This window comes from Insulibacter thermoxylanivorax (assembly GCF_015472005.1).
Lineage (GTDB): Bacteria > Bacillota > Bacilli > Paenibacillales > DA-C8 > Insulibacter > Insulibacter thermoxylanivorax.
In genome coordinates this window covers 187,952-208,462 of sequence record NZ_BMAQ01000005.1, presented here as the reverse complement: position 1 = coordinate 208,462, position 20,511 = coordinate 187,952, and the positions used below count along the sequence as shown (strand labels likewise).

Below are 20,511 nucleotides of genomic sequence, written 5' to 3'. Positions count from 1 at the left end.
ATGGTTTTTATCGTCTCAGCATGATGCTCCACCGTCACCACCGCTGAGTCGATCCTTTTTATCGTCTCAGCATACGATTCAGCATACCATGACGCTGATCCACACGCCGAGAAGATACTCTTGAGCCCTCTTGGGCCGACTCAATACATAAAGAAGCCGCCCATGCACCTGCATGGACGGCTTCATATAGCAGATCATTGCGTTCAATCGATTATTGGAACGCAGGAACGACAGCTCCGTTGTAGTTTTCGAGGATGAATTCCTCAACTTCTTGAGATTGAAGTACGGCGACCAGCTTCTTGATCGCTTCGGAGTCTTGATTGTCCGGGCGGACAGCCACGATGTTGACATATGGAGACTCGGCATCTTCAATGACAAGTGCGTCCTCGAGCGGATTCAGATCAGCTTGCAGCGCATAGTTCGTGTTAATCGCCGCTGCATCGAACTCATCCAACATACGAGGCAGCATCGCCGCTTCAAGCTCTACGAATTCGAAGTTGTGCGGGTTGTTCGTAATGTCCGCTGGAGTTGCGCTTGTACCAGCTTCTTCGGAGAGCTCGATCAGGCCGTTCTGAGCAAGCAGGAGAAGCGCACGTCCGCGGTTAGTTGGATCGTTGGGAATTGCGATCTTCGCTCCTTCCTCCAGTTCATCCAGCGATTGCACGCGGTTGGAGTACACGCCGAACGGCTCGATATGAATACCCCCTGCGCTTACCAAGTCATAGCCTCTTTCAGCATTGAACTCATCGAGGTACGGCTGATGTTGGACGAAGTTCGCATCCAGTTCACCTTCGTACAGCTGTACATTCGGCTGTACATAGTCGTTGAATACGACGATGTTCAGATTGACACCTTGTTCAGCCAAGATCGGTGCAACGAAATTCAAGATCTCCGAGTGCGGAATTTCAGAAGCACCGATGTTAAGCGTTACTTCTTCCACTTGTGCCGGCTGTTCGGACTGTTCATTAGCCCCGTTCTCAGCCTCGTTGTTTGTTTCTGCATTTTGATTCTGTGCTGCATTGTTGCCCGTGTTGCCTCCATTGTCCTGTGCGCAGCCAGCGACGAAGATCAGCAGTACGGCTGCCAGAACCAGTAACCACTTTTTCATCTCTCCATCTCCTCTTTTCTTTATTTTTGAGTATATGTTCAACTCTACTTCCGACTGAATCTGCGCACGAGCGCATCTCCAATCATCTGCAGAATCTGAACCATGATGACCAGAATCGCCACCGTGACGAGCATCAGCTCCAGTTTATAGCCTTGGTAGCCATAGCGGATCGCCATGTCCCCAAGACCCCCTGCGCCGATGACACCCGCCATGGCGGTATAAGAGATCAGCGTGACCGCTGTAATCGTCATCGCCGCGATCAATCCTCCCCGGGACTCACGAAGCAGTACGCTCCATACGATGCGGCTTCTAGAGGCGCCCATCGCCTGTGCGGCTTCGATAACGCCGCGGTCAACTTCGCGCAGCGCCGATTCCACGAGTCTAGCGAAGAACGGTGCGGCTGCGACGATGAGCGGCGGGATCGCTCCCTTGACCCCCCAGGATTGACCGACGATCATCTTCGTCAGCGGCATGACGAGAAGCATCAGGATGACAAATGGGACAGAACGCAGAATATTGACGATGAACGACAAGATCCCATTGATCACCCTGTTCTGCAGCATCTGACCGGAGGAGGTCAGGAACAGGATGATCCCGATGATAAAACCGATGACGACGGTAAACAGCATCGTCACACCGAGCATGATTAAGGTATCATTGGTGGCCTTGATGATCTCCGGCCAGCGGATATTATCGAAGTTCATAGGATGATATTCACTTCCAATCCTCGGCTTCTAAGCCTCTCGATGATCTGATCCGTGTCCTCTTGACTTCCTCGCAGCTCGACGATCAATTGCCCGTAAGGCGTCTCCTTCATACGGGAGACTGTACCTTGCAAGATGACGAAGGTTGCATCTGTGGCACGCACCGTCTCATACAGGATCGGCTCATAAGCCATCTCTCCCATATAATGGATGCGCACGATGCGGCCTTCGGCCTTGGAACGCAGGATCTCTGTATCCAATTCCTCGGACACCTGGCTGACAAATTCCTTCGTCGTCGCATGCTGCGGATTCAAGAATACATCCAGCACCTCGCCAGATTCGATAATCCGACCCTGCTCCATCACCGCTACCCGATCGCAGATCGCGCGGATGACGTGCATCTCGTGGGTGATAAGCAGGATGGTAATGCCCAGCTTGCGGTTGATATCAAGCAGCAGTTCGAGGATCGAATCCGTCGTCTGCGGATCAAGGGCTGATGTGGCCTCGTCACTGAGCAGGACATCCGGATCGTTAGCCAGCGCCCGAGCAATCCCGACGCGCTGCTTCTGACCGCCGGAGAGCTGTGCCGGATATTTGTCTCCGTGTTCTGCGAGCCCTACCAGCTCCAGCAGTTCATCTACTCTTTGTTTGATTGCTTTTTTCGGATACTTCGATATCTTCAAAGGGAAGGCGATATTCTCCCGGACCGTCGCTGTAGAGAGAAGATTGAAGTGCTGGAAGATCATGCCGATCTTCTTCCTTCGCTCTTGCAGTTCCTTCTCGCTGAGGCCGGTCATGACGACATCCCCTACCTTGACGGTACCGGATGTCGGCTTCTCCAGCAGATTTACACAGCGTAAAAGCGTGCTCTTGCCGGCGCCGGAATGACCGATGATGCCGAATATTTCACCCTTCTCCACTTTGAGATCGATATCTCGCAAAGCGTGCACGACAGAATCCTTCGATTGATATACTTTGCTGACACCAGTTAATTCGATCAGAAGGAGCACTCCCTTCCCCAGCAGGATAATCCTGAGTTATCCTGTTGGAATAGTATATTATAAGTCCATTTGTTTTTCAATCATTTTTTCAGAATTTGAATATAAGCATAATTCGAAGCATCAAGCATTGTCATTTGTAAAAAGTTTCTTATTTTAGAGAATGATTCCATCCCATTTCTTCACTGCACAAAGAATAGATCCATAGGACCTGCTCTCGTGAACTATCAACCCTATTATTCTATTCGTTTTCTATAAACACTGCAAGTAAGTCACGACCAACGTTCGCCGATCGGACAGGGCATGATGAAACAGATGGATGCATGCTGATGGGGATTGTAAAATCGCTCAATAATACAAAAGAACCCTTGCTTCGCAAGGGTTCCCGCTGATGACCTGTAGTGGACTCGAACCACTGACCCCCACCCTGTCAAGATGGTGCTCTCCCAACTGAGCTAACAGGTCATATTAACTATTCTCATTGGCGACAAGAACTATATTATCAAGATTTAGACCTGTTGTCAACTATTTATTTTATTTTTTCGAGAAACACACAACAGGGCGAGATAGAATAAGGGTCCGTTTCCTGCGTTACTGTGAAGATAGGCTTCATCCTTAAGTCGGATTAGCAGGCGGCAGGTCCTCGCTCCTCTCGTAAGCAATCAATGTGACCTCTCGGCCGGTCAGTTCCGCGATGGTTGCTTCTGCCTCTTGCAGCAGTTTGACCGCGTCGCTGTCAGGCTCCAGCGCGGCGATCTGATAATCCTTTGTCTGAATAACCATCTCCTTGTACGTCCCCCTTTCGCTGAGTTCTAGGTCCTATTCTCACCGAGATATGCCGGCCGCATACATGCTCCGCTCCGACTTCCTTCAGCTTCCAGCTGTGATACGCAGTTTCTCACGAGAAGAACATTAGACGAAAACAAAGAAGCTGCCGACTCGATGTCGACAACTTCTGTCTGAACTCCGTATGCACGAAGTATGTATCCGATATTCATATGGGCCCTACAGGACTCGAACCTGTGACCAATCGGTTATGAGCCGACCGCTCTGACCAACTGAGCTAAAGGCCCTTAGATATTGCGGGGGCAGGATTTGAACCTGCGACCTTCGGGTTATGAGCCCGACGAGCTACCAGACTGCTCCACCCCGCGTCGTCAGTAGGGTTATTACTAAGAGAAACTATTAATTAGCGACATTTATTATCTTATCACACAGATCAAGAAGAAGTCAACAGCCGCCGAGAATGAATTTTATTCCTGCGGCGGCTGTTTCAACACTTGTGTTAAACCCATCATATCAAGCATCTTATTCGTATATTCAGGGAGTTCATTCTAAGCTGCGCAGCTCCATCCTATGAATTCAATCTATGCTAGACCGTGAAGCGCACGCCAAACCGGCCTCGCCGCGAGCGAAAAACTTCAACTTGTCCAGGGCATTCATACCCATAGATCCACCAATCTTCTTCCATCCTTTTCGCTAAGCAGGAAGCCTGGAATTTGGAATCATAAAGTTTGCCCCAATAGATCCAATTCATAACCGTACCACTCCGTGTTCAGCTTTCTTAACACCTAGTGTGTCCAGAAAAGACCGGAATATATCCTATGGCACATGGGTATGAATTGGCAAAATCAAAGCGCTCGCTCAGCCGGCACTCTCTTGCGGCGCATTGCCGTTCTCTTCCTCATCGCGCATGCGGTGAGCAAGTCGGCCCGATGCAGCGGCAGCGATGCTTGCGACCAGGTCATCCAAGAACGTGTGAACGCCAAGTCCGCGTTTCGTGTCGAGACGTTTGATCACACCGATCTTATCCTTATCCAGGTAACCGAAGGTGGTTACCGCGATGCTGCCATACCCAAGCACCGAACCCAGGGCCAGGGTTTCATCGCAGCCGAAGAGGCCTTCATCGGTCTCAACGAGGGATTGCAGCGGTTCCGATAATCTGCCCTGCTCTGCAAGCACATCAAGCTCGATGCCGACCAGAAGAGCATGGAGCACTTCGCGTTTCTCCAATACCTTGACTACACTGTTGATGCACTGCTCCATCGTCAGGTCTTGGTTATATGGGGATTGCATCGTATAGACGATCTCCGCGATATCTTCGATCTTGACGCCTCGTTCTTCCAGTTTCTGCAAAGCAGCCGCTTTCACTTCATCACTATGGACTCTGCGTTTCATATTCTTTCACTCTCCCCTCAACAATCTCCATTATACCATACACAGTTGAAGACCCGTTATAGCAAAAATGTGCATATACACGCATAACCGCACCCGGATCACTCCGGGCGCGGTTAGGATTCAGCTTATTCCTGTTCTGCAGTTTCTTCCTCGATCACATCGTCTGCCATGTCATCGACGATGATCTCCTCTTCTGTAAATTCAACGTCTTCGAAGTCAGTCAAGACATCCTCAGGATCAATCTCCCCAGAAGCGATGCCAATCTGGATATCGATCGGCAAGATGCCGAAATCTCCGTTCGGATTATCCTTGTTCTCAAGCATTTGCTGAATCATCATCTGACCTTCGGTCTCCCATTCCTGCAGCGCTTGCTGGATATCCTTGCCGTTGTTGACGACTTCCGCAAATTTCATCTGCCCAATATTCTGAACCGACCAGTAATCCGGCAATTTTTCATAGAGAATCATTTCAGTGTTGGAATACTCAGGCGGCGTAAGGTTCAAGAAAGCGTTCAAATTGTACTCTGCGCCGTCAAATGGTTGAATGTAGGACTGTCTGGCGACCAGATAGTAGTTTGCTTTGGATTTCACGCGTGCCCAATCTTCACCGGTGACGAACTTGATGAATTCCCAAGCATCCTCGACGTTCTCTGCGTTCGCGTTGATCGCGAAGATTCCGTAGTAGGAGATGTTGGAACCTACACCTGGTGCTTCCGGATGCGTAGGCAGCGAGACCACATCCCAGTCGATCGGCTCATAGCCCTCGATATTGGCCGCACTGTTGTTCGCCGTGATCACTTCATTCAGATAGCTGTAAGAAACAACGGCCATGGCAGCTTCACCGGACAGGAACACATCCCAAGCGAATCTTCCTTCACGCGGCTTGCTGTAGTCGGGCTCCTTCGGGAACACGCCTTCCTTGTACAGATCGGCGAAGGTTTGCCATACTTCTTGCCAGCCAGGTGTGTTCGCCGTCATCTGCAGGGTTTCCTCATCGATCCATTTCAACCCGAGCGGCTGCGTATACAGGCTCATATTGTAGAAAAGTTCATAGATTCCGCCGCCGTACCAATTGTTAAAGGCGAAGCCGTACACGGGGTTGTTCTCATCATTCACCGTTACGCGGCGAGCCAGATCGAACATCTCCTGCCAAGTCATGCCATCGGTCGGGAATTCCACGCCGCGGTCGATGAAATGCTGCTTATTGTAGATGACAGCAGAGGAATAAAACAATGGCGCCAGTGCGTATAAAGTACCATTACCAGGCTTGCGCAGCCCTTCGATCACCGCCGGGACATAATCGTCCACATTGAAGTCTTGTTCCTGCTGGATCATCTCATCGAGCGAAAGCAGCAAATTCTCGTTGATGAGCTCAGGCAGCTGATGATACTCCAGCATGACGATATCCGGAGGTGTCGGACCGGTCATCGCTTCCTTTAGGGCATCCAGGGGGTCTGGACGCTCTTCATTGGGCGTCGGCATACCGTAGTAATAGCTCTGATCCATGGTTTCGATGTATTCCAGTTCAATATTCTTATGTTCAAATTCGAATAACTCCGTAAATTCGCGGAACGCCGAACCATTCTGTCCGATATATCCGCTGCCGCTGGCGAAACGCAGCGTACGAACGGTATCCGACGACTGCGGCGCCTCCCTCGTACATGCTGCCAGTACAGGGATGAACAAAGAAATCGCGATACAGATGATAATAACCTTCTTCCATCCTTTATGCTTTCTCATTTAGATTCCCCTCCAATTGGTTAGGTGCTTTAATGATGATCTTCTCGCCGTCAAATTCCATCGACACCTTGTTCTCCACTCCTAGTGCGCTTAGGAACTCTTTCGGCACTTGCAGGCGGCCCGCGCGGTCGACCACCACATACTCTTCATGTCCTTCATTGATCGATCGCCGGCCTTCCATGGACATCAGATCCAGATTCGGATTGCGCTTGACGAACTCTGTGCTCGTCATGCCGTCGCGGATCGCCACGACGCGGTCAACCTTGCTGGCCAAGGACAGATCGTGGGTAACGATGACGATCGTCACGCCCAGCTCTTGGTTGAGCTTGCGGAAGATTCCCATGATGAGATCGCTTGTCTGCGTATCCACGGACCCCGTCGGCTCATCCGCCAGCAGCAGCTGCGGCCGGTTGGCAAGGGCGATGGCGATGGCCACCCGCTGCTGCTCACCGCCGGACAGCTGGTGGAGCTTGTTGTGCATGCGATCCTTCAGCCCCACCCATTCCAGCAGCTGCTTGGCGTAGGCGCGGTCATACTGACCATTCAGCATCATCGGCACTTCAACATTCTCAAGCGCCGTCAGGAAAGGCAGCAGGTTGCGGGCATTGTTTTGCCAGATGAAGCCGACGGTCTTGCGTTTATACTCAACCAACTGCTTGTCGGTGATCTTCAGCAGATCCCATTCGCCTACCCGCACCTGCCCGGCCGACGGCCGGTCGAGGCCGCCGAGGATGTTGAGCAGGGTGGATTTGCCGCTTCCGCTGTTGCCGATGATCGCCATCATCTCGCCTTTACGAACTTCGATGTTCAAGCCTTGAAGGGCCACGACTTCGACGACGTCGGTCTTGTAGATCTTGACTAATCCTTCGCAATAGATCATCGATCACCGCTCCTCTCCAAGTTTAACCGCTTGATGCACCCTCAGCCGGCGGATGTGCATGAACAGCATGGCTGCTCCGATCGCCAGCATGACGGCGACGACGATGTAGATGGCTAGATCGTCCTTAGCATCGAAGATGACGCGGAATGGCGGCACCTGCTGTTTCACGTTCTGGCTCGTCTGCAGGAAAGGCAGGTATAGATAACTGGCCAAACGGCCGATACCGATGCCCAGGATGATCGACAACCCCGCTGTGAACACTTGTTCCAAGAGCAGCATCCCCGTCAACTGCCTGCGCGAAAGGCCCATGGCACGCAAGACCCCGAACTGTACCACGCGGCTCGAAAGGTTAAAGAACCAGTACAGCAAGTAACCGATCAGGGAGATGATGACCGAGATGAGGAAGCCGAGGCTTAAGATCCCGAATACGCCTCCCCGCGACGGGTGTCTTGCCTGCTCATTCAATTCCCTTCTTACATCCTCTATAGACGATATATGGATATTGTTTTGTTGCAGTCCTTCGATAATCGGGGACAACAGCGCCCCTTCTTCCATCTTCAACCAGACCTCATAAGGGATCAGCGGAACCTGATCATAGATGTAATCGAGGTTCACGATGAAGAACGGCGCTTCATCTGGATACAGCGACGGCCAATAGGGCACCGTTCCGACGATGATGAACTCGAGGCGGTTCTGCTGAATGACCAAGGAGACCGTATCCCCAGGCTCCAGCATGTTCTCGTCAGCGAACTTCTGAGAGATGATAACCGCATTCTCGTGCCAGCCTAATGCATCCAGATATGCATAGGGATGATACTTAGGGAACATATCCAGACGGAACCAAGCAACCGGTGCAAACTGGTCATTCTGAATGCCGAGAAGTTCTCCCTGCCCCTTCGAACGTCCGGATACCACCACATTCACATTGGTCCTCAGCACCTTCGCGGCGTGCTCGACCCCTTCCAGGGTGCGATAAATCTCGAAGGGCGGTTCACGGTAGAACATCTGCGGCGGTGGTGACGGCTGGCCGCCTGGGGAACCAGGACCGCCGGGATTGCCCGGATTGTTCGGATTGTTCGGCTGCTCGCCTCCGCCGCCCCCTCCTCCGCCGCTCGGCGGACCCGTGGGCAGGCTGGCGCTGTATCCTTCCCACACCGTCTTCACGATCACATCGGAGCCATAGCGATACAGCAGCTGTTCCGTCGAGTTGAGATCGATCGTCCGCGCTGCCGAGGAGTTATATACACCCAGCCCCAGCGTTAAGATCAGCAGGATCATCAGCGGGTAGTAAGCTTTCGCCGAACGCGCCAGCTGGGTCAGCGTCAAGTAGAGCGGCACCGACAGCCATTTGCCGCCGAGCAAACTGAACAGCTTCAAGAGCAGCGGGAACAGCCGCAGGAAGAACAGCCCCAAGGCGAAGATGGTGATCGCCGGGACGAAGAACAGCAGCGGATCCACCTGCAGCTGATCGTTCGTCAATCCCGTAGCGAGCGAGATATATTGATTCTCATAGAACAGGTACCAGCCGTAAGCCGAGATCGCCAGCAGCACGATATCCAAGTAGAAGCGGTGCCACAGCGGCTTGCGGTCCGCCCTGGCCATCTGCTGCTTCAGATTGACAATCGTCGAGCGGGCGAAGATGATCGCCGGGATCATCGAAGAGCCTACGGCAATGAGCACGGACAGCACCGCATAGATCAGCGTATTCAAGGAGAAATCCACCGGGATCGCCTTGCGGTTCACGAAGGACAGGAAACCGTCGGAGGACCCGATGCTCTTCGCCACGAACCAGCCGATCATCGGACCGATGATCAGCGCGATGCCGCCCAGGATCAGCCCTTCTAATAGATAGATCCAGATGATCTGTCTGGTGCTGGCGCCGCGCGAACGCAGCACCGCGATATCGCTCTTCTGGCGTTCCAGCGACTGGCGCGAGATCATAGCTATAAAATAGAACACCATCACGATCATCGGCGCTGCCAGCGTGAATAGCAGCATCTGCAGATGCATGCTCTGTGAGCGGAAATCACTCAGCATCTGCTTGAAGGAGATGGAGATCCGCGTGCCCTCAAGCAGCTGATAAACCTCGATATCCATGCGATCCAGCGCCTTCGCCAGCGGGGTCAGCTGACTCGTCGTAATATCGCGCAGATCGAAGACATAGAACCAGTTCGAGATGTTGAGCGGCGCCTTCATCCCCTGCAGCAGCTCTTCGTGCATCACCTTCTCGCTGATGAGGAAGGTGCTCGCCAGGGATTCAAATCCTTGATACCAATAGGGATTGGTCACGTCCAGCGGCTGGAAAGCACCTACGACCTTGACGCGTACGGATTGCATGCCTTTGTCCGTCATCAGCTGGTAGTAGAACTCATCACCGACGCGGAAATTATTGCGATAGAGCGCTTCTTCATAGACGATCGCCTCGATTACATCGCCTTCGATCGTCTCCGCGAACATCTCGCCGTTCACCAGCTCGATGTATTCACCGATGTCATTCATTGACTGCAAGCTCATCGTTCGCCGCCGGCTGGTATCCACGGATTCCGGATCAACGGGGGTGACGGTGGACGCACGAATCCCCGTGGTTTCTACGTATGTATAGTAGTCAAACCCGATTCTTCCCGGAACATCATTCTGGATATACTCGTCCACAGCCTGATAGGCACTAAGATCCGTCCGCGTGTTGCCGACGGCCTGGTAGCGGAACAGCAGCGAGCCTGCGGGCAGGCCCGCGCTTCTCTCTTCGAGCGATTCGGCGACAAGCCGCTTTAGCGCACCGTCCGAATACATGGGGATACCGCTCGTAAACGCTACTGCGATGATCAATCCAAGCAAGGTTGTGAATGTCATCCACCGCGTATTCCACATCTTGCGGAACAAAAATCGTAACAACGGCATACCCATTATTTACCCACTACTTTCTGTCCTGGTTCCAATCCTTTGATAATCTCAACTTGCGTTGGCGTCTGTTGCCCGATCTCCACATCCACTTCGCGCTTCGTGCCGTCTTCCTCGACGACTTGCACGTAATAGCGTCCCGACAGCGTCCGCAGCGCAGCGGGCGGAATCACCGTGACATTCTCACGGCGGTCGATGATCACCTGTACGCTGAGCGGTGTGCCGCGGGCAGCATTCTCAGGGAAATCCTCGATCTCGACGATCATATAATCATCGATCGATTCCCTGTCCTGATTGCCGCCTGGATTCCAAGGATTCCAAGGGTCATAGTTATTGTTGTTATTGTTCTTCTCAATCGGCAGACGCGCGACCTTGCCCTTGAATTGACCATGGGCATTGATATCGACGATCGCATCCATACCGACGGCGACCTTCGCCTTGTCGCTGTCGCTAAGCTCAGCTGCAACGGCTAGTTGGCTGAGATCCGAGATCACCATCACCGTCTGATAGGATTGCACTTGATCGCCCTTGTCGTACATGATCGAGACGATCGTGCCGTCAAAAGGCGCGACCAGCTTGGCTCTCTCGAGTTCCTCCTCCAGCTCGACGAGCTCCAGCCGCTTCAACTCAAAATCAATCTTCGCCTGCTCTAACTCATCCGGCGGAATCTCGTCGGCCTTGCGCAGGATCTCGATCATCGCCAGTTCTTCACTGCGCTGCTGCAGACGTTTCTGCCGGATCTGATTCTCCAGCTGCGTGGTATCCAGTTCGGCCAGCACTTCTCCGGCTTTCACCTCTTGGCCTACCTGTACGAAGATATCACGGATGCGCATATTATCGCTGGTGAAGAACAGCTCCTCTTCCTGTAAGGACATGATCTTCCCGATGCCGCGCACCTTCACCTCGATCGTATCCGTCGTCACGGTATATTCCGGTTTCTTCGAGATGGTCGGCGGCGTAATCGCCGGCAGCTGCTCCTCAAGCGGTTCTTCAGGCAGCAGAGAACAGCCGCTCAGCGCCGTCATGATCAGCACAATTACGATGATCATAAGGGACTTTAAGCGAGACTTACGAGATGAACTTTCCGTCCACCATTTCATAGACATGGTCAGCAACCTCCATTATCGTCGGATCGTGTGTAGTCATGCAGATCGTAATATGCTCCGTTTCGATGATATCGCGGAACACGCTCATCACCTGTGCACCCATCTGGGAGTCCAATTCAGCCGTAGGTTCGTCGGCCAGGATCAGCTTCGGCCGGTGGGCAATCGCCTTGGCGATCGCAACGCGCTGCTGTTCCCCGCCGGACAACTCATAAGGCCGGTGATGCATCCGTTTGCTGAGCCCGACCAATTCGAGGCAATGGGTGATGCGCTCCTTCCATTCCCCGCGCGGCACACCGGCCATGCGAAGGGACAGCTCCACATTCTCATAGGCCGACAGCAGCGGGAGCAAGGCATAAGTTTGGAAGATGAAGCCGATATCTTTGCGCCGCGCTGCGGTTCGCTCATCGTCATTCCACTCATGGAACGGCTGTCCTTGGAAGTAGATCTCGCCTCTGGTCGGCGTGTCCAAGCCGCCGATAAGATTGAGCAGCGTCGTCTTCCCCGAACCCGATCGTCCCCGCAGCATGACGAGCTGCTTCCAGCCGAGCTCCATATTAATCCCTTTAAGTACATGGATCTCTCTGGAACCCACATGGAAGATCCGCTCCACGTTCCTCACTTCCAGCAGTTTCTCCGCGGGCGGCGTCCATTCTGACTGCACCGGCGGTGCTTCGCATTCGATCACACCGCGTTCGATCACACCGACGGATGCTGTACTATCTTCTTGTTCATTGGTTGCAGCAGACTTCTTGCCAGTTCGGCGAAACCAGGCCATAGTCATACTCTCCTCTATATAAATTCCATCTCTTATTTGACGCAGCATACTAACAAAATGTTACACATCACAATAAAAAATTAAGCAGATTCTACTAATCTATTGAATCGATCGCGATGCGATCGATTCTTTAAAGCTGCGATTCACCAATAACACAGCGGTCCCATAGCCGCACAATTCGTTATCAGGCCGCTGATCGACATGGTCTATGATCATCAACGATCTTCCTATACAGATGCGTATCCTCGCACACTAGCATCAGAGGCTGGTTGATGTTTCCGCTTACTTCCTTCTTATAGTAATGATAAAGTTACCAAGCCGGATTAGCAACAAAATAAGTGCATAATAAGAAAAAGCTGCCCTGACAAGCAGAACAGCCGTTGTCCGTGCATCATTCCGTACCGTAGGCAGCGGGATTCTGTCTCCAGCGATGCAGCAGCTCCAACTCTTCCTCATCGATCGCTCCGCTCGCTGCTGCTTCCTGGATGAGAGTGGAATAATTGGACAGCGTACGCAGCGCGATCCCCGCAGCGCGGAAAACTTCCTTTGCCGATTCAAATTCATAGGTGAAGATCGCCGCTACGGCAAGAGTCTTGCCTCCCGCTTCATTGACCGCTTGTGCGACGCGCAGCGAGCTGCCGCCGGTGGAGATCAGATCCTCGATCACGATGGTTTTTTGCCCGGGCTTAAGTACTCCTTCGATCATCCGTCCTTGCCCGTGACCTTTGGGTTTGCTGCGAACATAGACCATCGGCAGCTTCAACCGGTCAGCGACAAGCGCTGCATGTGGCACCCCGCCGGTAGCCGCTCCTGCGATCAGCTCCGTCTCCGGATATTCCTCCCTGATCAGCTCTGCAAACCCCTCCGCGATGAGCTCGCGAATCTCCGGATAGGAGATGGTCAAGCGGTTGTCGCAATAGATCGGCGACTTCAATCCCGAAGTCCAGGTGAAGGGCTGCTTCGGGCTGAGGTTCACCGCGCCGATTTTGAGAAGAGCCTTTGCGATCTGCTGCGCTTTGGTGTCCATTGTATGCATGAATTCCACTCTCCTATTGATTTTTTATAACAAACATGCCGAATGCCGGCTTTGAAGAATTCTTCATAAAGATGTTTCATAAAGATTCTTTATCGGCTAGACAACTCCGCCAACGCTTCCGCCATCTCCGCAAGGATCGCTTCGGCGGCCTGCCGCGGCGAGGGCGCAGCGGTGATCGGCCGGCCGACGACGATATAATCCGTTCCTTGGCGGATCGCTTCCCCTGGCGTCATCACACGGGATTGATCGCCTCTCTCCGCTCCCTGCGGGCGAATGCCGGGGGTTACCGTGATGAACGATGCATCGCAGGTCTCCTTGATCCGCTTCACTTCCAGCGGCGAGGCGACCACGCCGTGCAATCCCGCCAGTCGAGCTAATCTCGCATAATGGACGACGGCATCTTCTACCGTGCCTTGAATGCCGATTTCCTCGTTCAGTACCCTCTGATCCGTGCTGGTCAGCTGCGTAACAGCGATGACCAGCGGCTGCTCAGGGGTGCTTCCCGCTTCCTTGGCTGCAGTGCCCGCAAGAGCCGCGCCCGCAAGAGCCGCCTCCATCATCTTCACACCGCCCGCCGCATGGACATTGAACATATCCACGCCCATACTCGCAATGCTCTGGGCTGCACCCTTCACGGTGTTCGGGATGTCGTGCATCTTCAGGTCGAGGAACACGCGGTAGCCGTCGCGTTGCAGGCGTTCGATGAAAGCCGGGCCTGCAGCGTAGAACAGCTGCATGCCCACTTTCATATAGCAGGGGATCCCCTTAAGTTCCGTAAGGAGTCTCTCCGCCGCTGCAGCATTGGGGTAATCGAGAGCCACCATTAGCCGGGAAGCTGCCGCAGTAATTTGCAAGATAAGGACCTCCTTCGTTCGTTCTCACTGTTGTTCATCCTCTTCGGGGGTGCAGGTTGATTAAACAGGCATCGGCGCCGAGGAGAAATTAATCGTCTCCAGCATCTGCAGCAGCGCTCTTACCGTATCCAGGGACGTCATCATGACGACGCCGTTCTCCACGGCTTCGCGGCGGATGCGGAAACCGTCGCGCTCCGGCGTTCTGCCCTTCGTCAGCGTGTTGATGATCAGATGGGCTTCACCCTTGCGAATCAAGTCGATGATATTCGGCGAACCTTCGCTCAGTTTCTTCACCCGTGTCACATGCAGGCCTTTCTGCTCCAGCACATCCGCCGTGCCGCTCGTCGCCATGATGTGATATCCGAGTTTCGCAAAACCTTTCAAGAGCTCAGCCGCTTCGTCCTTATCCTTATCCGCCACCGTAGCGATAATCGTGCCGTTCGCCGGGATCTTCATGCCAGCGCCGACGAGGCCTTTGTAGAGAGCCTTCGCAAAGTTCACATCGCGGCCCATGACTTCCCCTGTTGATTTCATCTCCGGTCCCAGCGTCGGTTCCACGCGGCGCAGCTTGGCGAAGGAGAACACCGGCACCTTCACCGAGACATAGTCATCTTCTTTCCAGAGACCCGTCTCGTAGCCCAAGTCTTGGAGCTTCGCTCCAAGGATCGCCCGCGTCGCCACGTTCGCCATCGGGATATTCGTCACCTTCGAGAGGAACGGCACCGTTCGCGAGGAACGCGGATTCACCTCGATCACATACACCTGATCCTGATGGATGACGAACTGGATATTGATCAGCCCGACAACCTTAAGGGCGCGTGCAATCTTCACGGTGATGTCCACCATCTGCTGTTGCAGCTCTGCAGAGATCGTCTGCGGCGGATAGACAGCGATCGAGTCGCCGGAATGTACACCGGCGCGTTCCACATGCTCCATGATCCCCGGGATCAGCACCGTCTCACCGTCGCTGATGGCGTCGACTTCCGTTTCCTTGCCGAGCATATATCGGTCGATTAAGACCGGGTGCTCCGGATTGATCTTCACTGCCTGCTCCATGTAGCTCAGCAACTCCTGATCATTGTACACGATCTCCATCGCGCGGCCGCCGAGGACATAGGACGGGCGCACGAGGACGGGATATCCGAGCTTCGCTGCGGCGCCGACGGCTTCTTCCACGCTCGTCACCGTCGTTCCCGGCGGCTGGGCGATGTTCAAGCTGGAGAGGAGGGCTTCGAACTTCTTGCGGTCCTCCGCCGTATCGATGCTCTCTAGGCTCGAGCCGAGGATGCGCACCCCTGCCGCAGCCAGCTTGCCGGCCAGGTTGATCGCCGTCTGCCCGCCGAACTGAACGATTACGCCGAGCGGCTTCTCCTGCTCGATGACATTCATGACATCTTCGAAGAAGAGCGGTTCGAAGTACAGGCGATCCGATGTATTGAAGTCCGTTGAGACCGTCTCGGGGTTGTTGTTGATGATCACCGCTTCATAACCGGCTTCTTGGATCGCCCATACCGCATGAACCGTCGAATAGTCAAATTCGATCCCTTGGCCGATGCGAATCGGGCCCGAACCGAGAACGATGACCTTCTGTTTGTCCGTCTCGATGACCTCGTTCTCCGTCTCATAGGTGGAATAGTAGTAAGGTGTCGTCGATTCAAATTCAGCAGCGCAGGTATCCACCATCTTGTATACCGGTTTATAGCCCAGCTTCAGGCGATACTCGCGCACTTCCTGTTCCGTGGTGTACGGCCCGCCGGGATTGGCAGCCGCGCGCAGTTCGGCAATCGCCAGATCGGTGAAGCCTTTGCGCTTCGCTTCATACAGGAGCTTCGGCGTCAATTCCTCCTCGCGCAGTCTGCCCTCGAAGCGCACCAGCCCCTCGATCTTATGCAGGAACCACCAATCGATTTTCGTGAGATCTTGAATCTCCTGCAGTTCATAGCCGCGGCGGAAGGCTTCGGCGATTAAGAACAACCGTTCATCATCTGCATGAACGAGCCGTGTGCGCAGCGTCTCATCATCCAGATTTTCCGTATCCTTCAGATACAGCCGATGGGTACCGATTTCCAGCGAGCGCACCGCCTTATGCAAGGATTCCTCGAAGGTGCGGCCGATGGCCATCACTTCGCCCGTCGCCTTCATCTGCGTGCCCAGCTTGCGATTCGCCGTGGTGAATTTGTCGAAGGGCCAGCGCGGGATCTTCGTCACGACGTAGTCGAGGGCCGGCTCAAAATAGGCATAGGTCTGGCCGGTCACCGGATTGATGATCTCATCAAGGGTATAGCCGATGGCAATCTTCGCCGCCATCTTGGCGATCGGGTACCCCGTCGCCTTCGAAGCGAGCGCCGAGGAACGGCTTACCCGCGGGTTCACTTCGATCACATAATATTGGAAGCTGTGCGGATCCAGCGCGAATTGTACGTTGCAGCCGCCTTCGATGTTCAGCGCGCGGATGATCTTCAGCGCAGCCGAGCGCAGCATCTGATACTCGCGGTCCGACAACGTCTGGCTGGGCGCTACAACGATCGAATCCCCTGTATGTACGCCGACGGGATCGATGTTTTCCATATTGCACACCACGATGCAGTTGTCGTTGGAATCGCGCATCACTTCGTATTCGATCTCTTTCATGCCGGCGATGCTCTTCTCGATCAAGCATTGGCCGATCGGGCTGTAACGGATGCCGTTGGTGACGACTTCGCGCAGTTCTTCTTCGTTATGGCAGATGCCGCCGCCGGTGCCGCCGAGGGTATAGGCCGGTCGAACGATGATCGGATAGCCGATCTCATCGGCGAAGTCCACGGCTTCCTGTACGGAGGTCACGATCGTGCTCTCAGGAACCGGCTGCTCCAGCTCCCGCATCAGTTCGCGGAACAGATCCCGGTCCTCAGCCCGCTCGATCGCACTCAGCTGAGTGCCGAGCAGCTTCACATTCTCCCGCTCCAGCACACCGGCTTTGGCCAGCGCCACAGCCATATTCAGTCCCGTCTGACCGCCGAGCGTAGGCAGCAGCCCGTCCGGGCGCTCCTGGCGGATGATCTGCGCGATGAACTCCGGCGTGATCGGTTCGATATAAACTTTGTCCGCCATATTCGTATCCGTCATGATGGTTGCTGGATTGCTGTTGATCAGGACGACTTCCAAGCCTTCTTCCTTCAATGCCTGACAAGCCTGCGTTCCCGCATAGTCGAATTCCGCAGCTTGTCCGATGACGATCGGTCCGGAACCGATGACAAGGATTTTCTTAAGATCTTTATTGATCGGCATATACCAGTTCTCCCTTCCGCTTCTCGGCTGTGAATAACACTTGGCTCGGCTGCTTGGTCAACACCGCCTTATGTTCTCTGATCAGATCCAGAAACTCATCGAACAGGTAACCGGAATCCTTCGGTCCCGGCGCCGCTTCTGGATGGAACTGTGCAGAGAAGGCCGGATAACGCTCATGGCGCAGCCCTTCGATCGAGCCGTCATTGCTGTTGATGTGAGTAACCGCAAGGCCGGTGCCTGCCAGCGAACTTTCAAGTACGGTGAAGCTATGATTCTGTGAAGTGATATAGCAGCGATTGCTCCTAAGCTCCTTCACCGGATGATTTCCCCGGTGACCGCAGCTCAGTTTCGCCGTGTCCGCTCCGCAGGCCAGCGCCAGAAGCAGATGACCCAAACAGATGCCGAAGATCGGCACTTCTCCGAGCAGTTCAGAAATCGTGCGAATCGCTGCGGGGATCCGTTTCGGATCTCCGGGACCATTGGACAGCAGGATGCCGTCGGGATGCAGTCTGCGAATCTGTTCGCTGGTCGTATCATAAGGCACAACCACGATATCGCATCCGCGCCGCGTCAGTTCGCGCAGGATGCTGCTTTTGCAGCCAAAATCCATGACCACGATGCGCTCCCCGTAGCCCGGGCTGATATACATCGATTTGGTCGAGACGCGGGCTACCTGATCCTTCAGCACATCATAAGCGCCAAGCCGCTCAGCCAATTCTACCACAGATGCATCCGAAGTTGTGATCAGCCCCTTCAACGTGCCTGCTTGACGAATCTTGCGCGTCAACATCCGCGTATCGATGCCGCTGATCCCCGGGATATCGTACTCCTTCAACAGACTGTCAAGGGTATATTGCGCCCGCCAATTGCTCGGCACCAGCTCCTGCTCGCGCACGACCAAACCTTGAATGTAAGGGCGTACGCTTTCAAAATCATCCCGGCTGATCCCGTAATTGCCGATCAGCGGATAGGTCATCGTCACGATATAGCCGCAGTACGAAGGATCCGTCAGCACTTCTTGATACCCGGTCACCCCGGTGGTGAATACCACCTCGCCGTAAGCATCGCTGCTTGCGCCAAAAGCCTTCCCGGTGAACAAGGTGCCGTCTTCCAACAACAATCTTGCCTGCATCTTCATCATCCCTTCACTCGTATATCCCAAGAGGTCTAACCAGCCATTGTCTATCCATCAACCTTTACCCTCGGATGCTTACCCTCGGATGCTTACCCTCAGATGTTTATCCGAAAATGCTTATCCGCCTCTGTACATCACACTTGATACATAAATTTCGTAAACCTATTCCTGATCTCTAACCTTCTCTATCTTTATATCATCATATCTTGTGATCGGTTACGCCCCGTCAGCTGCTGCCGCTTATTCCTGATGCTGCCAGACCACTTTGCCGTCTACCATCGTCATGATCGGCCAGCCCTTCAGCTTCCAGCCGACGAAAGGCGTGTTCTTCCCCTTCGAGAGAAATTCTTCTTCGCGAACGACGCGTTCCGTGTCCAGATCGATCAAGGTCAGATCCGCCGGCGCTCCCGTTTCAAGGCGGCCATAGGGAAGACGGAACACCTCCGCCGGTATGGTCGTCATCTTCTCCAAGAGGAAGCCCAGCGTCCAGCGTCCCGAAGCTACGAACTTCGTATAGAGCAGCGGGAAGGCGGTCTCCAGGCCGGTGATACCGAAAGGAGCGGCATCCAAACCGCGCGCCTTCTCCTCCGCGCTGTGCGGCGCATGGTCGGTGACGATCATATCGATCGTGCCGTCTTCCAGACCGCGGATGCAGGCCTCCACATCGCGGGGGCTGCGCAGCGGAGGATTCATCTTCCAATTCGCATCCATCGTATCCGGAATATCTTCATCCGACAGCAGCAGATGATGCGGACAGACCTCCGTCGTCACCTTCACGCCGAGTTCCTTGCCCATCCGAACGAGGCGGATCGACTGCTCCGTGCTGATATGGCACACATGATAATGAACCCCTGTGGTTTCAGCGAGCAGGATGTCCCGGCCGACATGTATGGCCTCCGATTCGTTCGGGATGCCCTTCAGCCCATGCCGTTTGGCAAATTCCCCTTCCGTTACCGCAGCGCCGACGACCAAGCTGGCATCCTCGCAGTGAGCGACGATCGGCAGATCGAGGGACGCGGCCAACTTCATCGCATCCTTCATCACCTTCGCACTTTGCACGCCGACGCCGTCATCGGTAAACCCGATCGCTCCAGCCTGTTTCAGCGCCGCAAAATCCGTCAACTCCTCGCCTTGCTCCCCCTTGGTGATGCAAGCGTAGGACAGAACGCGCACGCTGCCTTCGGCTGCTGCTTTGTCGTAGACATAGCGCAGGGTTTCCGGCTCGTCAATGACGGGATTCGTATTCGGCATGCAAGCGACCGTCGTGAAGCCGCCGCGCGCAGCTGCCCGCGTTCCTGTGGCAATCGTCTCCTTGTATTCATATCCCGGCTCGCGAAAATGCACATGCATATCGATGAGTCCCGGTGAGAGCAGATGTCCCTTCGCATCGATCACCTCATGGCCTTCCAAGTCCGTGGGGGCCGGCTCATCGGTGATCTTCGTGATGATCCCCTGCTCGACCAAGACCGATCCGTACTTTAATTCGTTCGTACTGCTGTTAAGCAGCTTCGCACCTGTGATCCAGATTCCCATGGTATCCTCCTGAATATCCATTATCGTCGTTCGCTTAACCGCGTTTCATACACTTTAGCATTTGGCTGCCGCATTTGCACTTCTTTTGTACCCTTTGCTTGATTGCGCTTTGACTCTATGCTCGATTTTGCGGCGATCTTCAGCTCTATATTTGATACGCTTCATATATTCTTCAATCAGACTTCCTTTAATCAAGACCCCGATCCTTTCATCAAACTTCCAACAACCTTCATGTTTCCTGTCCCCTGTTCGGATTTCCTTGCTCCGCCTTCACCAAGGCCGCTTACGCCTTGCTGATGC

The 20,511-nt window shown here is 54.1% G+C and carries 16 protein-coding genes and 3 tRNA genes; all 19 read right to left on the bottom strand.

The features are described from left to right. Positions 1–211 precede the first annotated feature (211 nt). A complete protein-coding gene (locus PRECH8_RS03990; RefSeq protein WP_200965784.1) occupies positions 212–1,108 on the bottom strand; it encodes a MetQ/NlpA family ABC transporter substrate-binding protein in 897 nt (298 codons plus the stop codon). Positions 1,109–1,152: 44 nt separating this feature from the next. Beyond that, on the bottom strand, positions 1,153–1,812 hold the full coding sequence (locus PRECH8_RS03985; protein ID WP_200965783.1) for a methionine ABC transporter permease: 660 nt from the start codon (positions 1,810–1,812) through the stop codon (positions 1,153–1,155). Next, positions 1,809–2,813, bottom strand: a complete 1,005-nt coding sequence (locus tag PRECH8_RS03980) for a methionine ABC transporter ATP-binding protein (protein WP_200965861.1) — start codon at positions 2,811–2,813, stop codon at positions 1,809–1,811. The genes PRECH8_RS03985 and PRECH8_RS03980 overlap by 4 nt, the downstream gene beginning before the upstream one ends. A gap of 389 nt (positions 2,814–3,202) precedes the next feature. Further along, positions 3,203–3,275: transfer RNA gene (locus tag PRECH8_RS03975), tRNA-Val, on the bottom strand. Between the two features lie 150 nt (positions 3,276–3,425). Next, on the bottom strand, positions 3,426–3,593 hold the full coding sequence (locus PRECH8_RS03970; RefSeq protein ID WP_200965782.1) for a hypothetical protein: 168 nt from the start codon (positions 3,591–3,593) through the stop codon (positions 3,426–3,428). 216 nt (positions 3,594–3,809) lie between these two features. After that, positions 3,810–3,883: transfer RNA gene (locus PRECH8_RS03965), tRNA-Ile, on the bottom strand. Between the two features lie 7 nt (positions 3,884–3,890). After that, positions 3,891–3,964 (bottom strand) — tRNA-Met (locus PRECH8_RS03960). 218 nt (positions 3,965–4,182) lie between these two features. Beyond that, positions 4,183–4,347 carry a hypothetical protein gene (locus PRECH8_RS03955; RefSeq protein ID WP_200965781.1) on the bottom strand — a complete coding sequence of 55 codons (165 nt, stop codon included), beginning with the start codon at positions 4,345–4,347 and terminating at the stop codon, positions 4,183–4,185. Positions 4,348–4,454: 107 nt separating this feature from the next. Next, positions 4,455–4,988 (bottom strand): phosphatidylglycerophosphatase A family protein, encoded by a 534-nt coding sequence (locus PRECH8_RS03950; protein WP_200965780.1) that lies wholly within the window; start codon positions 4,986–4,988, stop codon positions 4,455–4,457. Between the two features lie 125 nt (positions 4,989–5,113). After that, complete coding sequence (locus PRECH8_RS03945) at positions 5,114–6,727, bottom strand: ABC transporter substrate-binding protein (protein ID WP_200965779.1); 1,614 nt, start codon at positions 6,725–6,727, stop codon at positions 5,114–5,116. Beyond that, the gene (locus PRECH8_RS03940) at positions 6,714–7,607 is read right to left on the bottom strand and encodes an ABC transporter ATP-binding protein (protein ID WP_200965778.1); all 894 of its coding nucleotides are present in this window, start codon (positions 7,605–7,607) and stop codon (positions 6,714–6,716) included. Before PRECH8_RS03940 ends, PRECH8_RS03945 begins: the two co-directional genes overlap by 14 nt. A gap of 3 nt (positions 7,608–7,610) precedes the next feature. Beyond that, positions 7,611–10,505, bottom strand: coding sequence for an ABC transporter permease (locus tag PRECH8_RS03935; RefSeq protein ID WP_308808431.1), 2,895 nt, complete (start codon positions 10,503–10,505; stop codon positions 7,611–7,613). Between the two features lie 5 nt (positions 10,506–10,510). Next, complete coding sequence (locus tag PRECH8_RS03930) at positions 10,511–11,554, bottom strand: efflux RND transporter periplasmic adaptor subunit (protein ID WP_242457423.1); 1,044 nt, start codon at positions 11,552–11,554, stop codon at positions 10,511–10,513. A 19-nt stretch (positions 11,555–11,573) separates the two neighbouring features. Continuing rightward, positions 11,574–12,386, bottom strand: coding sequence for an ABC transporter ATP-binding protein (locus PRECH8_RS03925; RefSeq protein ID WP_200965775.1), 813 nt, complete (start codon positions 12,384–12,386; stop codon positions 11,574–11,576). A 391-nt stretch (positions 12,387–12,777) separates the two neighbouring features. Beyond that, complete coding sequence (gene pyrE, locus PRECH8_RS03920; protein ID WP_200965774.1) at positions 12,778–13,422, bottom strand: orotate phosphoribosyltransferase; 645 nt, start codon at positions 13,420–13,422, stop codon at positions 12,778–12,780. An 89-nt stretch (positions 13,423–13,511) separates the two neighbouring features. Then, positions 13,512–14,270 (bottom strand): orotidine-5'-phosphate decarboxylase, encoded by a 759-nt coding sequence (pyrF, locus tag PRECH8_RS03915; protein WP_276569087.1) that lies wholly within the window; start codon positions 14,268–14,270, stop codon positions 13,512–13,514. Between the two features lie 66 nt (positions 14,271–14,336). Next, complete coding sequence (gene carB, locus PRECH8_RS03910) at positions 14,337–17,543, bottom strand: carbamoyl-phosphate synthase large subunit (protein ID WP_200965773.1); 3,207 nt, start codon at positions 17,541–17,543, stop codon at positions 14,337–14,339. Next, positions 17,530–18,675, bottom strand: coding sequence for a carbamoyl phosphate synthase small subunit (locus tag PRECH8_RS03905; RefSeq protein WP_200965772.1), 1,146 nt, complete (start codon positions 18,673–18,675; stop codon positions 17,530–17,532). The genes carB and PRECH8_RS03905 overlap by 14 nt, the downstream gene beginning before the upstream one ends. A gap of 243 nt (positions 18,676–18,918) precedes the next feature. Next, entirely contained in the window at positions 18,919–20,211 is a 1,293-nt protein-coding gene (gene pyrC / locus PRECH8_RS03900; RefSeq protein WP_200965771.1) for a dihydroorotase, read from the bottom strand. Between the last annotated feature and the right edge of the window lie 300 nt (positions 20,212–20,511).